At 40.1% G+C, this 13412-nt stretch carries 12 protein-coding genes, 1 tRNA gene and 1 CRISPR repeat array (1 of these 14 running past the window's edge); of the genes, 4 read left to right on the top strand and 9 right to left on the bottom strand.

The genetic code is table 11. From position 1 onward, the window contains the following. A CRISPR array of direct repeats spans positions 1–1534; the repeat unit is 28 nt; unit sequence GTTCACTGCCGTATAGGCAGCTTAGAAA; it reaches 596 nt to the left of the window's first position. A gap of 154 nt (positions 1535–1688) precedes the next feature. After that, positions 1689–3080 (bottom strand): NAD-dependent succinate-semialdehyde dehydrogenase, encoded by a 1392-nt coding sequence (locus DC082_RS01960; RefSeq protein ID WP_109235528.1) that lies wholly within the window; start codon positions 3078–3080, stop codon positions 1689–1691. 411 nt (positions 3081–3491) lie between these two features. On the opposite strand from DC082_RS01960, the gene DC082_RS01955 reads away from it, so the two are divergent. Continuing rightward, complete coding sequence (locus DC082_RS01955) at positions 3492–4307, top strand: class I SAM-dependent methyltransferase (protein ID WP_109235527.1); 816 nt, start codon at positions 3492–3494, stop codon at positions 4305–4307. A 103-nt stretch (positions 4308–4410) separates the two neighbouring features. Here DC082_RS01955 and DC082_RS01950 read toward each other — a convergent pair whose 3' ends face one another. Continuing rightward, the gene (locus DC082_RS01950; protein ID WP_109235526.1) at positions 4411–5112 is read right to left on the bottom strand and encodes a 5'-methylthioadenosine/adenosylhomocysteine nucleosidase; all 702 of its coding nucleotides are present in this window, start codon (positions 5110–5112) and stop codon (positions 4411–4413) included. A gap of 430 nt (positions 5113–5542) precedes the next feature. Between DC082_RS01950 and DC082_RS01945 the strand changes: the two genes are divergently transcribed. After that, positions 5543–6928, top strand: a complete 1386-nt coding sequence (locus tag DC082_RS01945; protein WP_109235525.1) for an amino acid permease — start codon at positions 5543–5545, stop codon at positions 6926–6928. Between the two features lie 615 nt (positions 6929–7543). On the opposite strand, the gene DC082_RS01940 is transcribed toward DC082_RS01945, so the two are convergent. The 3 genes from DC082_RS01940 to DC082_RS01930 form a co-directional block, all read right to left on the bottom strand. Further along, a complete protein-coding gene (locus DC082_RS01940) occupies positions 7544–8164 on the bottom strand; it encodes a DUF805 domain-containing protein (RefSeq protein WP_157957385.1) in 621 nt (206 codons plus the stop codon). 229 nt (positions 8165–8393) lie between these two features. Continuing rightward, positions 8394–8732, bottom strand: a complete 339-nt coding sequence (locus DC082_RS01935) for a hypothetical protein (protein WP_109235523.1) — start codon at positions 8730–8732, stop codon at positions 8394–8396. Positions 8733–8784: 52 nt separating this feature from the next. Beyond that, positions 8785–9453 carry a DsbA family oxidoreductase gene (locus tag DC082_RS01930; RefSeq protein ID WP_109235522.1) on the bottom strand — a complete coding sequence of 223 codons (669 nt, stop codon included), beginning with the start codon at positions 9451–9453 and terminating at the stop codon, positions 8785–8787. 94 nt (positions 9454–9547) lie between these two features. Here DC082_RS01930 and DC082_RS01925 point away from each other — a divergent pair, with 94 nt between their 5' ends. Beyond that, positions 9548–9991, top strand: a complete 444-nt coding sequence (locus tag DC082_RS01925) for a PaaI family thioesterase (protein WP_109235521.1) — start codon at positions 9548–9550, stop codon at positions 9989–9991. Here the strand turns inward: DC082_RS01925 and DC082_RS10670 are convergent. The 4 genes from DC082_RS10670 to DC082_RS01910 form a co-directional block, all read right to left on the bottom strand. Beyond that, the gene (locus DC082_RS10670; protein WP_157957384.1) at positions 9988–10155 is read right to left on the bottom strand and encodes a hypothetical protein; all 168 of its coding nucleotides are present in this window, start codon (positions 10153–10155) and stop codon (positions 9988–9990) included. The two genes, DC082_RS01925 and DC082_RS10670, sit on opposite strands and share 4 nt — an antisense overlap. A 286-nt stretch (positions 10156–10441) precedes the next feature. Further along, on the bottom strand, positions 10442–10657 hold the full coding sequence (gene rpsU, locus DC082_RS01920) for a 30S ribosomal protein S21 (RefSeq protein ID WP_094568120.1): 216 nt from the start codon (positions 10655–10657) through the stop codon (positions 10442–10444). A gap of 133 nt (positions 10658–10790) precedes the next feature. Continuing rightward, positions 10791–12089, bottom strand: a complete 1299-nt coding sequence (gene tig / locus DC082_RS01915; protein ID WP_229821528.1) for a trigger factor — start codon at positions 12087–12089, stop codon at positions 10791–10793. Between the two features lie 113 nt (positions 12090–12202). Continuing rightward, a tRNA-Leu gene (locus DC082_RS01910) sits at positions 12203–12286 on the bottom strand. 630 nt (positions 12287–12916) lie between these two features. On the opposite strand from DC082_RS01910, the gene DC082_RS01905 reads away from it, so the two are divergent. Further along, a complete protein-coding gene (locus DC082_RS01905) occupies positions 12917–13333 on the top strand; it encodes a DUF4878 domain-containing protein (RefSeq protein ID WP_094568118.1) in 417 nt (138 codons plus the stop codon). Positions 13334–13412 lie beyond the last annotated feature (79 nt).

The following is a 13412-nucleotide window of genomic DNA, read 5'->3' as shown; positions in this document are numbered from 1 at the left end:
TGGATGTTCACTGCCGTATAGGCAGCTTAGAAACAGTCAAAATCATCAACATCTGCACACTCGACGTTCACTGCCGTATAGGCAGCTTAGAAAACTCGGACAGGATGTGAATATCGGCTTTATCGGTTCACTGCCGTATAGGCAGCTTAGAAATAATCGATCAGCATTCCCCAGTTTTGATGTTGGTTCACTGCCGTATAGGCAGCTTAGAAAGAAGATCGATGCGCCGATGAATGACGAGTATCGGTTCACTGCCGTATAGGCAGCTTAGAAAATCTTCAATCTTTCAAACGCTTCGTTGATGAGGTTCACTGCCGTATAGGCAGCTTAGAAAACATAATCTATAGTAACTCTTGTAAAACCATCGTTCACTGCCGTATAGGCAGCTTAGAAAATCAATACAATACAATCAAAATGCGGGGTTAGGTTCACTGCCGTATAGGCAGCTTAGAAAACATAGGTTCGCCGACGTACGACAAATATTGAGTTCACTGCCGTATAGGCAGCTTAGAAAAATTAATGTGGGTTATTGAATAATGGCACGATGTTCACTGCCGTATAGGCAGCTTAGAAAACTCGCTCTAATGTTATGTGACATGATCCGCCGTTCACTGCCGTATAGGCAGCTTAGAAAAGTATGTTGAAGCCGTTACCTCTCACAATATCGTTCACTGCCGTATAGGCAGCTTAGAAAATTTACTCATGATAGTTAAATTTTTTAGTGGTGTTCACTGCCGTATAGGCAGCTTAGAAAAAGAAAGATCTCCATTACGATTAAACCATATCGTTCACTGCCGTATAGGCAGCTTAGAAATAACTTCTCTCTAAACTCTGAAATTTCAAAAAGTTCACTGCCGTATAGGCAGCTTAGAAAAATAGCTAATTTAACGTCAATATATGCGCTTAGTTCACTGCCGTATAGGCAGCTTAGAAATAACGCTCTTTGAAGAATCAGAATGGCTTGCCGTTCACTGCCGTATAGGCAGCTTAGAAAAATTAGAAATAAACTCACACGTTGAATTTGTCGTTCACTGCCGTATAGGCAGCTTAGAAAAAAGATTTTAATAATCACATTACGTTTATTATGTTCACTGCCGTATAGGCAGCTTAGAAATTTAAAAGATAATTTTCAAAAAGTTATCAACTGTTCACTGCCGTATAGGCAGCTTAGAAATCTTGAGTGCGAATCGCCAAGTTTTTCGGGCTGTTCACTGCCGTATAGGCAGCTTAGAAATCTTGAGTGCGAATCGCCAAGTTTTTCGGGCTGTTCACTGCCGTATAGGCAGCTTAGAAAATTCAAAACATCAACATTTAAGATGTCTTGAGGTTCACTGCCGTATAGGCAGCTTAGAAAGAGTCGATACATAATTCTGCTCTCTACTAAAAGTTCACTACCGTATAGGCAGCTTAGAAACAGTTTTGATCTCGTTGTATAGAGATATCCAGGTTCACTGCCGTATAGGCAGCTTAGAAAAGATAAGATAGGTTTGGATTTAAATGATAATAGTTAACCGTGGTACAGGCAGCTTAGAAATCATGAATTCCCTTTACAACTTTAAAAAACAGTGGGGAATTATCTCTTAAATCGTTACCTAAAACAGGTTAGGGCAGATAGAAAAAGGCCGTTAATATAACGGCCTTCTCTTTAGGTTTAATCTGATATTAATTAATGATTAATGAATCACCAATTAGAATGGAGCGTCGATATCGACAACGTCTACGAGTTTGATGTTAACGAACTCTTTAAGACCTAAGTCGATCAATTCGCGGCCATAACCTGAACGGCGAATACCACCGAATGGGAGGTCTGCTTTAACCATTGTTGGATGGTTGACGAAAACCATTCCTGTTGAAATTTGATTTGCAACACGACGGCCACGCTCATTATCTGAAGTGAAGACAGATCCACCTAAACCAAATGGTGAGTCATTCGCGATGCGGATTGCATCAGCTTCATCTTCTGCTTTGATAATCATCGATACAGGGCCGAAGAACTCTTGGTAGTATGCAGGATTATCAGGTGTTACATTTGTTAAAATTGTTGGTTGAACAAAACAGCCTTGCTCAGGAACTTTTGGACCCACTTCTGTTGCAATTGCGCCATGTTTTACGGCTTCTTCGATCTGTTTTAAAAGACCATCTTTCGCACGTTGTGAAGAGAGTGGTGCAAGTTGAGTTTCAGGGTCCATCGGATCACCAGCTTTTAATGCTGCAACGCCGGCAGTATATTTCTCTAAATACTCATCATAGATTTTTGCATCAAGAATCATACGTTTTGAAGAGACACAAACTTGACCTGCATTCCAATGACGACCAAATACACCCCAAGCTACTGTTTTATCGATATCCGCATCATCTAATACTACAAATGCATCAGCACCACCTAATTCCATAATCGCTTTTTTAAGATGTTTGCCGGCAACTTGAGCCACTGCAGAACCTGCAAATTCAGAACCTGTTAAAGCAACACCACAAACGCGAGGATCAGCTAGTACAAGCTCAACGTCATCATGTTCAATAAAGAGATTTTGGAAAACACCTTCAGGAAGACCGGCATCTTTCATCAATTGTTCAAATGCTAAAGCACATTGTGGAATATTCGATGCATGTTTGAGGATAAGCGTATTACCCGCAGAGAGTTGCGGTGCGAGAATACGTGCAACTTGATAGAAAGGGAAGTTCCAAGGCTCGATAGCAAGAAGAACACCTAATGGCTCATATACTAATTCTGCATCACCTTCTGCAGGGTCCATAACAGGAAGTTTTCTTGGTTGAAGTTGCTCTTCTGCATGACGAACATAGTATTCTAAGATCTGTGCGGAAAGTTCCACTTCACCTTTTGCTTCAGCAAAGATTTTACCCATCTCAAGAGTGATCACTTTCGCATACTCATCTGCATTTTTACGAAGAAGATCCGCAGCTTTTTGAAGGTAGACAACGCGCTCAGAGACCGGAAGTTTTTTCCAGTTTTGAAATGCTTGATCCGCAACGCCGATTGCCGAAACAATCTCTTCACGTGTTGCACTTTCGAAAGTTTTAATCACTTCATTTGTATAAGGGTTAACTGTTTGAAATGCCATAATTGCTAATTCCTAATAAATTTTAAATGTAAAATCATTATAGACCTCGCTTCTACGCAATGCACCCATTTTACTAATAGGAATGAATAACATTTAGACGAGTGGAACTCTTGATTTTTCTTATCCTATTGATTTTGATTGGATAAATAACAATTAAAGAATTTGTAAAATGTTGCGCAATTTCTACTCAAGCTGACTTAGCTCACTTATTTTTATCTTTTTTATCTTTTCATAAAGCTATTGTCACACTATTTTGAAAAAATTTTAGGGGGAACTTGAAGGAAATTTGAGAGAGATTCGTTCAATTTTATTATGAGTCTATCTATTATTAGCCTATCGGCTGATGGGTCTTTTTAGGGGATGTGGTAGGGTAGAGAAGAATTATGATATTGAGCTGGGGGAGATTAAGCTATGGCAAAGATTAAGATGATTGATGAGATCGATTTTGGGGCGCTCTATAGAGAACATGCAAAAGCTTCATTGCGCCGGCCTAAAACAGCAGCTGACTGGGATGCTCGGGCAGAGAAGTTGGCGGCGGAAGGAGAGGGTAGTAGTAATGACTATGCAGCAGCCTTTTTAGATCGGATGGAACTCTCCGGCGTTAAAACGGTATTAGATGTTGGCTCTGGTAGTGGCACGATCGCACTTGCAGTTGCGCCTTATGTGGAGAAGGTCTATGCGCTTGATCATAGTCCAAAGATGTTAGCACTCTTAGCTGAAAAGGCGAAAATGGCGGGCATCGATAATATCGAGACTATTCTTCTCTCATGGGAGGATGATTGGTCTGATGTGCCGGTCTGTGATATTGCGCTCTCTTCTCGCTCTTCGATGGTCTCCGATCTTGAAGATGCGCTCGATAAACTTAATAGTCGAGCAGAAAAGGCGGTCTATATGACAATGACGATGCGGCAAGGTTATATCAATCGGGAATTTCTCGATCTTTTAGAACGGGAGTATATCGGTTTTCCAACCTATATCTATGCGCTCAATCTTCTCTATCAACAAGGCTATAATGTTGCTGTTGATTTTATTACGGCAGATCATCGCCGGCAGAGAGAAGCGCTTTCGTTAGAGGATTTTGTGAAGGAAGTCGATCGCTCATTAGGCCCGCTCTCATCATCTGAAAAAGAGCGGGTTGAGAGATATTACTCTGCCAATCATGAGCGTCTTTTGCAGCTCTATCACGATATCCGACCATGGGCTTTTCTCCATTGGGATCGTCGCTAATTGATTGCCGAAGATAGACTCAAGATGGATTTAAGATTGATTCTTAATATCTAAATGATTATTTTGATGTGCTATTTTCGGCGCTATTTCTGATAATCTTTTTCTAACCCTGAGCAGGAAGCGCCTCTAAGACTTTAAGGACGATCTGACTAGAGTTTTTAGCTGCAAGATCGAGATATTCAACAAAGCTCATCGGCATCTCTTTATCAGGAAGATCAGAGAGTGCGCGCATCACGATGAAGGGGGTTTGATAGAGATGAGCGACTTGTGCGATGGCGGCAGCTTCCATCTCTACCGCTAAAACATTGGGAAAGATCTCTTTAATCATAGCGACCTGTTTTTGATCCGCGATAAAAGCATCTCCTGTGGCAATAAGGCCAATTTTAGAATTGATATCGAGCTCTGTAAGAACCTTTTCTACCAATGCGACAAGTTCAGGATCGGAGGGAAATGTTTTAGGGAGATCGGGAAGTACTGCAGGCTCTAAACCGATAGGGGAGAGATCGACATCATGATGCCCACTTTCACTAGAGATAATAATATCACCAATCTCCATCCCAGAAATGAGGCCACCGGCAGAACCGATATTGATTATCATCGATGGATGGTAGTGTTCATGAAGAAGCGTCGTTGCCATTGCAGCTTGCACCTTGCCTACGCCAGAGCGAAGAAGAACTACTTGATGTCCTTGAAGCTCTCCCTGAATAAATTCAACGCCGGCAATAATGCGTTTTTCTGGGGAATTGATCATACTTGCTAAGAGAGTAACTTCTTGTGCCATCGCACCAATGATTCCGATCATGATATATCTTCTATCCTCTTATCTAATACTATTTTTACAGTTGGTTTTATAGTGGATTTTACAGTTAATTTATACAGATGTTATACAGATGATTATTTCACAGATGATTGTTTTATAACGATCCTCTATTTTTCGATTCTCTATTTTATATTGTGATGAATGGGAATGATAGGGGTATTGGTGACTTACTCATAATGATACATCGAGATATCAATGCTAGATCAAGATGACTCGTGACTGCCGGGAATGTGGATTCATATTTTGAAGTGCTTATTTTGAAAAGAGCGTCAAAAAAGTGGCAATTCTCCTCTTAGAAAGAAGCTTACACTCAGGCAAGGTAAAGTTGATATACTACCTAAGATTTAGCCTTATCCTTTATCAGCAGAGCGGGATGATGGCACTTATATTGAGTATCAATTGAAGAGAGAAGGTCATGGGTCAAGTAGCAGGAAAGGAAGAAACAAAATTAAAACGGGGGCTTAAGAATCGTCATATTCAGATGATCGCTTTAGGCGGAGCTATCGGTACGGGATTATTTTATGGATCAGCTGAGTCGATCGCTTTGGTCGGACCGGCGATTCTACTCGCTTATCTATTGGGTGGATTTATTATCTATCTTATTATGACGATGATGGGGGAGATGTCGACTCATGAGCCTGTTGCCGGCGCATTTAGCCATTTTTCTTATAAATATTGGGGCGAATTCCCGGGCTTTTTAGCGGGTTGGAACTACTGGTTTCTCTATATATTGGTCAGTATGGCTGAGCTCTCGGTGATTGGAATCTATATACAGGTTTGGTTTCCGGAGATTCCTCTTTGGGTCTCTTCACTGACGGTATTGATCATTATCACCATTATTAATCTCTTCTCGATTCGGATCTATGGTGAGTTTGAGTTTTGGTTTGCATTGGTAAAAGTACTGGCAATTATGCTTCTTATCGCTCTCGGTGCTTATCTTATTATCACCGGCACCGATGGTGCTTCCATTGCTAATCTTTGGCAGCATGGTGGATTTTTCCCTTATGGTGTTAAAGAGTTTCTTCTCTCCTTAGTCATTGTAATGTTCTCCTTTGGAGGAACAGAGCTGATCGGTATAACGGCAGGGGAGGCAGATGATCCCAAAAAGTCGATTCCTAAAGCGATCAAGCAGGTGATTTGGCGTATTCTTCTCTTCTATATCTTATCGATTGCTGTGTTGATGATTTTGCACCCTTGGAATGAGATCGGAACGGATGGTAGCCCCTTTGTTATTATCTTTAAAGAGATGGGTTTTGGTATTGTGAATACCCCATTTGGCGAGATCAATATCCCGGCGACCTTCTTCAACATTGTGGTATTGTCGGCGGCGATCTCTGTCTACAATAGTGGAATCTATAGTAATGGGCGGATGCTCTTTGGTTTAGCAGAGCAGGGCAATGCGCCTAAATTCTTTATGAAGCTCAATCGTAATTCCGCGCCGGTGGTGGCTATCCTCTTCTCATCACTTTGTACCTTGATTGCTGTTGTCATCAACTTCTTAGTGCCGGAGGGAGCATTTATGCGCATTATGTCTCTTGCGGTAGCGGCTGCAACTATCACATGGGGATTGATTGTGATTGTGCAATATAAGTTTAGAAAGCAGGTAGATGAGAAGAGCTTAACCTTCAAAGTCCCTTTCTATCCGATCAGTAACTTTATTGCATTAGCTTTCTTGGCATTGCTTCTTGTGATGATGACGCAATCGGGCAGTATGGTTTATGCTGTGATTGTTATTCCGATCTGGATTATCGTGCTCTATATTGGTTTTAGGGTGAAAAAACGATTAGAGAAGCGTATGTGAGCATAAGCGTTGTTGAATGAGATTGAGTTAGTGTCGACGGATAGATAACAATTTAATAATCAGAACAGTCGCGTAACTTCTACTGAGTATAGTGAGGCTGATATTTTAAGGGATTATTCTCTTGAGATATCAGCTTTTTTATTTCAGAAGGATTAACCGTTCAGGTAGCGATACTTGCCGGCATGTAACTTTTGGAAGAATGCAGTGGTAATCTCCTGCAACTCATTAACCTTTGTTGTTTTAACAAATAAGAAGGATTATGGTAGGGCGGGAATCGACCATTTCGCTCTTTTCACCGGTGCATGCCCGCAGATCGGCATCGATGATGCCGAGAAAATAGTATTAAATTGATGTTATTTGCCAACGTGAGATCATCAACTACCGGCGCATGACTCATGGAAGTGCGAGATAGTGAGATCCGGCAGTGTTCAGCCTATTTCTTTTGATTATTCATTCTTAAGAGGTTTATTGAAGGGCGAGAACCGACCATTTCCTTCTTTTCCATGATCGGCATCAATGATGCTCATTGCCGGCACGCAACTTCTGAAAGAACGAGATAGTGAGATCCGGCAGCGCATCAGCCTTTTTCTATTAATAAGCTCTTAAACCGAGTTATTAAACCGCGGCATAGAGGAAAGTGATAGTGATTGTCTGGAGCGTAATATATTGATAGAGGAAATAGCTCCCGATAGTCACAAAGAGGAGTAGGAGAATGAGTCCATAAGGCTTTCCTCGTGGAATCGGCATTCCATAACGATTAGCAACAGCGCTTCCCGGCATAATAAAGGGGAAGAGTCGAATTAAGAGTGCTAAAGAGATTAGAATAAAGAAGAGTGTATAGTAGACCGTTTTATCTAATGTCATCGGCATCATAATAATAATGAGCTCTAATGAGTAGGGGAATATAAAGAGGAGCGTCGCCCACCATCCCGAGAGATTGATATCATGAAGGCGCATCACGACGGCACGAATATTAAGAAGAATAACAGCACCAATAAAGCCGGCATGGAAGATGATTCTTCCCAATGTTTGGGTCATGTCGATCGATTTATCAGCAGATTCAGTTAGAGAGAAAATTCCCTGTTCAATCACAAAGTAGTAGACGCAATAGATCACAATCGCCAATAAGAGATAGGTTGTAAAACGATTGGCAAATTCGAGGCGTCCAATTCTACCGGTGAAATTGATCGCAAAATAAGCAGGCGCTTTCTGTATCTTTTCATGGGGTTTGCTCATAGATCTTCCTCTTCTTTGAGTCATATCGATATTGTGAACTCGATATTATAGGGTAGATATGACAGATCTTGTACAATTGAATATTGCAAGATCGATATTGTGTCGATACTGTAGTGTGAATCTGATAAAGATGATATTACAAAAGTAGAAAAACCGAGATCATGACTTCTCGGCTTCTCTTCTATCTATATATCCTATGCATCTTACATAAGGGATTGATGATTACTCGCTATTTTTTCTTCTCTTTTTCACTCTCATCTGTGAAGGTTAAATCTTTCCCTCTAAAGACACGAATGATAACACCTTTGAAGACCCAGATATTGATAAGCCCCAAAAGAAGGAGAATGGTGATCACAGAGTAAGCAAAGTAGAGCTCGGACATATCTTTGATAGATGCGAGTAATCCGGTCTTAAAGTGAAGTACAATCAATGCAATGACGGCGACGACATAGACAATAAGAAAGAGTGACATCCACAACTTTTTAACGCCCTCTTTCGTGAGAAGGAAGAGCGAAACGATGTAACAGATAATGAGAAGCGCTAATAAACCGATTAAAACTATTTCCATGTTATAAACTCCTTATAAGAGGTCTGTTGTATCAGATCGATATCGATTTTGCCTAAGCATCTAAAGGTTGGTTCTTTTTCTCTTCAAGATATTTCACAATAAAATCATGAAAATCCTCTACTTTTTGTGCGCCTTGAATCGCGATCTCATTATCGATCACAAAGAAAGGAACGCTCTGAATATTGATGCGATGTGCGATCTTTTCATCATCACGAACGGCATTTACATAAGTTTCATCATCTAAAGATTTCTTCACATCGGTAAGATCGAGTTTTAGTTTATCGGCAATCTCAATCAGGGCGACGATATCACTCAGGTTAACACCCTCCTGAAAGTAAGCCTTAAAGAGAAGATCCGCACAAGCCTTAATTTTACTAGGCGCTCTATTGGCAACATAGTGAAGAAGTTGATGCGCTAAAAATGTGCTTGTAGGAATGACTTTATCATTATTGATCGTAAGGCCAACGGTTGCAGCCATTCCCGCGGTATTGACCGTCATCTCTTTCGCTTTTTCAACAGTTGTTTGGTAGCGTTCAGCTAATACTTCAGCTAGAGATTCTTCAGTATAGAGCGGCGCATCAGGCGCAAGTTCAAAGCTGCGATACTGAATTTTGATCATCGCCATCTCCTCTTCACTCAATTGCATGATGGCTTGTTCTAAATTGTGTTTACCGATATAACAAAATGGGCATGAAAAATCAGACCAAATTTGGATATTCATACGGGACCTTTCCTTGATCGACAAAAAATGAGATTATAAAAGTTCTTGTTATTATAACAAACAAGTATCAAACAAGCAGATAAAAGGAGTAAATATGACTGGGGAAAGAACCGTAGAGAGTGTTAATGGCTATCAAGGTAAGAACCTATTAAAGACACTCGGTATCGAGATGGTTGAGCTAAGTGAGAAGTATGCTGAGGCAAAGATGCCGGTGACAGAGGCACTTCAACAGACGATGGGCTATCTCCATGGCGGTGCAACAATTGCATTGGCGGAAACTGTCGGAGGGATCGGCTCTTTTGCCATACTACCTCTTGATGAAGCTTGTGTCGGAATGCAGATTAGTGCAAGTCATCTCTCTTCGGCAAGTATAGGTGATACGGTGATCGCGAAAGCTGATCTGCTCCATAAAGGGCGTCGAAGTCATGTTTGGGATGTGAATATCTACTCAGAAAAGAGTGGTAAGTTAATCTCAACAATTAAAGTGACAAATGCGATTGTACCGATTCAGAGCGCAAAACCTAAGAGTGAAGATTAGATAGAGTATCCAACACCGATACGGCCGTATAGATGGGGGCCTGCATCATTTCTTCCCTGAATAGATGCGCTCCCACCACTTGCAGCGCAGCCACTTAAGATAAGTAGGGTAACTATCATCATTACGGGAAATATTCGTTTGCTCTGCTTAATCCATTTAATCATTCTATCTCCACAATTAATGTCGGTGAGTTTTCAGTATTAACACTTCCAATATTAACATTTTTAATATCAGCTCTTTGTTCAATTCTCTCTGCTCAATTAGAGTTATTATAACGACTTTTTAGTGCTCAATATCAAATAAATTTAAGTGATTTCAGCGATTTTAGCAGTTCAAGTTGATTATTTAAGTTGTAAAAAAGCCCTAGATAAGATATCTAGGGCTTTATCGTTACTCGATAATTTATAATGTTGCTCTACTAGAGATCACTCTTTAGTAAAGCATCACCAATTAGTAGTAACGGATTCTACGGTTAGATTCGCGCATTATACGTTTGTAATGGCGTTTCTGAGCCGCAGCCTTCTTGCGCTTTCTTTCAGCTGTCGGTTTTTCATAGTACTCACGTGCACGCACCTCAGATACGATACCTGCTTTTTCGCAAGACCGTCTAAAACGACGCATAGCAACGTCAAATGGTTCATTCTCACGAATTTTGACGGAAGGCATTGAACATCACCTCAATTATTAATAGGTTAAAATAAATTGCTCTTATACTAAATGTAGTCAGAGCACCAATCCACTAGTATAACCCCAGTTATGAAGAATTTCAATAATAGGGGCTATTTCATGAATGTGTTACTTATCTTTGAGCTTGATTCATAAGCTCATCGAAAGTTTTCTTCTCAGTAACAATCGCCGCTTTTTCTGCTAAGAGATCTACAACTTGATCTTCTAAAGCGATATTACGGATATTTTGCATACTGTTTTTATCTTTTTTGAAGTGTTCGATCACTTCTGCTGGATCTTCATAAGTTGAAGCAATAAGCTCTAAACGTTTATCAACGTAGCTCTCATCCGGCGTAATTTTGTTATCTTCAATAAATTTGCTAACAAGAAGGCTTAAACGAACTTTTTGCTCAGCTTGTTTTGAGAAGATTTGTGTGATCAATTCCATTAATTGATTCGCTTCTTCTTGGCTACGTGGCTGAGGGAAGTTTGATTGTTGCGCCATTGCTTGTGCTTCAGATACAACCATCACTTGTGGAACTTCTAATTCGTGATTTTTCTCAAGTGATTCTAAAACTGAAGATTTAAAGCGGTTATGGATAACGTTACTTAATTCGCGCTCCATATTTTTGCGTAACTCTGAACGAAGTTTTTCAACATCGCCGTCAGCAATACCAAAACGCTCTGCAAATTGAGCATCGATCTCTGGTAATTCACCAACTTCTACACTGTTAACAGTGATATCGAACTCAGCTTCTTTACCTTCAAGATGTTCTGCTTGATAATCATCAGGGAAGGTGACCTTAATTGTTTTAGTCTCACCTTTTTTCATTCCAACGATCTGATCTTCAAATCCAGGGATCATGCTGTTAGAGCCTAAAATTAATGGTGTATTTTCAGCTTTACCACCTTCAAACTCTTCACCATCAACACGACCTACAAAGTTGATGTTGACGCGATCTTCAAGTTTCGCAGCCTCATCACTCTCTTTCCATGTTTGGCTCTGTTTTTGAAGCGTTGTGAGCATATTTTCAAGATCAGCATCCGTTACTTCAGCTTCAAACTTAACCGCTTCGAGCTTGTCAAGGTTGTCTAATTTAACTTCGGGCATCACTTCAAACTCAGCGGTAAAAGAGTATTTGTTCTCTTCTGATGGGCGATCAATCACCGGTTGACCTGCTGGCTCTAGCTTAAGTTCAGTAATCGTTGCTTGATATTTTTTGCCAATCGCTTCACCGATCACTTCATTTTCAACTTCAGCGCCATGCATATTGCGAACAACTTTAACTGGAACTTTACCAGGGCGGAATCCATCAACGCGAACGCGACGAGCTAACTCTTTAAGACGCGACTCAATATCTTTCTCAACTTGCTCTGCATCAAGCTCAATAACGACGCGGCGTTTGAGGCCTTCTAATGTTTCTACTGACATAATTATATACCCGATTCTAAGATTGAATTCTAAAATTGAAAATATAAAAAAAGGTGCTCATGCAAGCACCTTCTTCAACTTATTAAGGTGATCTCTATCACCATAACTCAATATGGTGCGAGCGGAGAGACTCGAACTCTCACGGATGAACCACTAGATCCTAAGTCTAGCGCGTATACCAATTTCGCCACGCTCGCATAAGCCGTAAATTATACATTGTCTTTATTGCTTGTCAAGACTTTTTGAGTTGCCTATTTTGCCTCTCTTGCTGCTTGAGCAATGCAATGAACTATGAGGAAAGATGATAATCTATTTCTGTAAAAACACAAGCATTTTTATTGCTAAAAAAATGAGCGTATCATTTATCACATTGATTCTTATCCATTTTAAGGGAGGGATCACTGAACGATAACTGTCTGATTGCCTTTAAGTTATCACCCTGCAGTTATTATCTTTAAAAATGGTGTTTAAAAAATGGAGATAGTAAATAATCGGCTGATAGGAAGGTTTATGGAGGGCGCCATCGAGCAGATGCTATAGCGGGCAGATTCTATATCGAGAAGATGCTATTAGAAAAGTGTCTATTATATTGACAATCTAAATTTTAAAGATCAGGCTATAATTGAAAATTAGTATGATATTTGCCCAAAGCAGAGCACTCTATACCTTCTATGTTGAGATACTGATATTGAGTAATTTCTGTTGAATAATTCATGTTGAGTAATATTCTCACCATAGTGTGGTTCTTTGGCATCATCTAGAGATATCAATAAAAGGTCTATAACGATCTGCTTAATTTCTTTACCTTAATATTAAGGATTAATTTTATGAAAAAACTGAAGTATTTTTTTACTGCGCTGATTGTTGCGCTCGTTGTGACCGCATGTTCTGCCGATAAAGATTCACCAGAAGGTGCTGTGCGTCAATTTGTTGAGATGTTTGCAACGGGTGATGCTTCTAATTGGACCAATGTTGTCTATATTCCTGATGAAGCTAATACGCCGGAAGAGGCGCTCGGTAAAGCTGTTGTTCAAGAGAAATTATCGCTTCTTGCGGAAGAGGGGAAAAATTATTATGACTCACAAGGTGGGCTTAAAGATATTACCTTCGATAATGTAGAGTATAATAAGAGCAAGACAGAAGCGACAGTACTTTTCCAAGTTCATTATAAAAATGGCACAAGTGAAGATCCAGAAGAGATCGAAACAATGAAAGGAAAAGAGGGTTGGAGAGTAAAGTTCTAACAGTTTTCTAATTGTTGAGCTTTTATCCAATTAATTCTAGATCTCTCATTTAGGTGATATTGACATTTGATGTTGGGAT

Source organism: Ignatzschineria indica (genome assembly GCF_003121925.1).
Classification (GTDB): Bacteria; Pseudomonadota; Gammaproteobacteria; order Cardiobacteriales; family Wohlfahrtiimonadaceae; genus Ignatzschineria; species Ignatzschineria indica.
This window is presented reverse-complemented; position numbering and strand designations above follow the sequence as displayed.

Bases quoted from the DNA above. Each gene is read 5' to 3' on its own strand.
- DC082_RS01960 (WP_109235528.1), bottom strand. From the start codon at position 3,080: ATGGCATTTCAAACAGTTAACCCTTATACAAATGAAGTGATTAAAACT.
- DC082_RS01955 (WP_109235527.1), top strand. From the start codon at position 3,492: ATGGCAAAGATTAAGATGATTGATGAGATCGATTTTGGGGCGCTCTAT.
- DC082_RS01945 (WP_109235525.1), top strand. From the start codon at position 5,543: ATGGGTCAAGTAGCAGGAAAGGAAGAAACAAAATTAAAACGGGGGCTT.
- DC082_RS01940 (WP_157957385.1), bottom strand. From the start codon at position 8,164: ATGAGCAAACCCCATGAAAAGATACAGAAAGCGCCTGCTTATTTTGCG.
- DC082_RS01935 (WP_109235523.1), bottom strand. From the start codon at position 8,732: ATGGAAATAGTTTTAATCGGTTTATTAGCGCTTCTCATTATCTGTTAC.
- DC082_RS01930 (WP_109235522.1), bottom strand. From the start codon at position 9,453: ATGAATATCCAAATTTGGTCTGATTTTTCATGCCCATTTTGTTATATC.
- DC082_RS01925 (WP_109235521.1), top strand. From the start codon at position 9,548: ATGACTGGGGAAAGAACCGTAGAGAGTGTTAATGGCTATCAAGGTAAG.
- DC082_RS10670 (WP_157957384.1), bottom strand. From the start codon at position 10,155: ATGATTAAATGGATTAAGCAGAGCAAACGAATATTTCCCGTAATGATG.
- rpsU (WP_094568120.1), bottom strand. From the start codon at position 10,657: ATGCCTTCCGTCAAAATTCGTGAGAATGAACCATTTGACGTTGCTATG.
- tig (WP_229821528.1), bottom strand. From the start codon at position 12,089: ATGTCAGTAGAAACATTAGAAGGCCTCAAACGCCGCGTCGTTATTGAG.
- DC082_RS01905 (WP_094568118.1), top strand. From the start codon at position 12,917: ATGAAAAAACTGAAGTATTTTTTTACTGCGCTGATTGTTGCGCTCGTT.